Origin of the sequence: Nonomuraea fuscirosea (genome assembly GCF_003001935.1) — a bacterium.
In the GTDB taxonomy this organism is placed as follows: domain Bacteria; phylum Actinomycetota; class Actinomycetes; order Streptosporangiales; family Streptosporangiaceae; genus Nonomuraea; species Nonomuraea fuscirosea.
The window spans coordinates 1-1,260 of the sequence record NZ_PVNG01000087.1; the positions used below are offsets into that span (position 1 = coordinate 1).

At 62.1% G+C, this 1,260-nt stretch carries 1 protein-coding gene; it reads right to left on the minus strand.

What is annotated here, in order from left to right:
* The coding region (gene secY, locus B0I32_RS56205; protein ID WP_106253699.1) for a preprotein translocase subunit SecY at positions 1-1,241 on the minus strand (1,241 nt) is incomplete at its 3' end.
* Positions 1,242-1,260 lie beyond the last annotated feature (19 nt).

Consider the following 1,260-nt stretch of genomic DNA (forward strand, 5'->3'; position numbering starts at 1 on the left):
AGGCCGACGCCTACCATGATCAGAATGCTCGTCCCTCCGAACGGGAAGTTCTGGCTCGCACCGGCCACCGCCAGCGCGACGATCGGGACCATGGAGATGAGACCCAGATAGAGCGCGCCGGGCGCGGTCAGACGGGTGAGCACGAAGTTCAGGTATTCAGCCGTCGGACGGCCGGGGCGGATGCCCGGAATGAACCCACCGTACTTCTTCATGTTGTCGGCGACTTCAGTGGGGTTGAAGGTGATCGACACGTAGAAGTAGGTGAAGAAGATGATCAGCAGGAAGAACGTGGTCATGTAGATCGGGGTGTCGCCCGTGGCCAGGTTCTGCGAGATCCAGGTGATCACCACGTTGTCGCTGGTCTGGAACAGCGAGGTGATGAGCTGCGGCAGGTAGAGCAGCGAGGAGGCGAAGATGACGGGGATGATGCCCGCCTGGTTGACCTTCAGCGGGATGTAGGTGGAGGTGCCGCCGTACATCCTGCGGCCGACCATGCGCTTGGCGTACTGGACCGGGATGCGGCGCTGCGCCTGCTCCACGAAGACGACCGCGGCGATCATGAAGACACCGACGATCATGACCACCGAGAAGGTGAACTTGTTCGCCTGGAAGATGTTGGCCAGCTCGGACGGGAAGACCGCGACGACCTGGGTGAAGATCAGGATGGACATGCCGTTGCCGACGCCCCGGTCGGTGATGAGCTCGCCGAGCCACATGATCACGGACGTGCCGGCGGTCATGATGACGACCATCGTCACGATCTGGAAGATGTTGTCGGGGTCGAGCAGGACGTCCTGCTGGCAGTTCGGGAAAAGCTGCCCGGTACGGGCCAGCGCGATGAAGGCCGTCGACTGGAGAACCGCGAGACCGATGGTCAGATAACGCGTATACTGCGTGATCTTCGTCTGGCCGGATTGGCCTTCCTTCTTCAGCGCCTCCAGCCGCGGAATCACCACGACGAGCAATTGCAGAATGATGCTCGCGGTGATGTACGGCATGATGCCCAGCGCGAACACCGACAGCTTCAGCAACGCGCCGCCGCTGAACAGCTGGACCATCCCGTAGATGTTGCCGGTTTCGCCACTACGGGCCTGGTCGAAACAGGCGGCGAGGTTTTGGACGTGGACTCCCGGGGTCGGCAGAACCGAGCCGAGACGGAAAAGCGCGATGATGCCCAGGGTGAAGAGCAACTTCTTGCGCAGGTCCGGTGTCCGGAACGCCCGGGTAAACGCGGTCAGCACGGTCCCTCCTGCGCGCCTT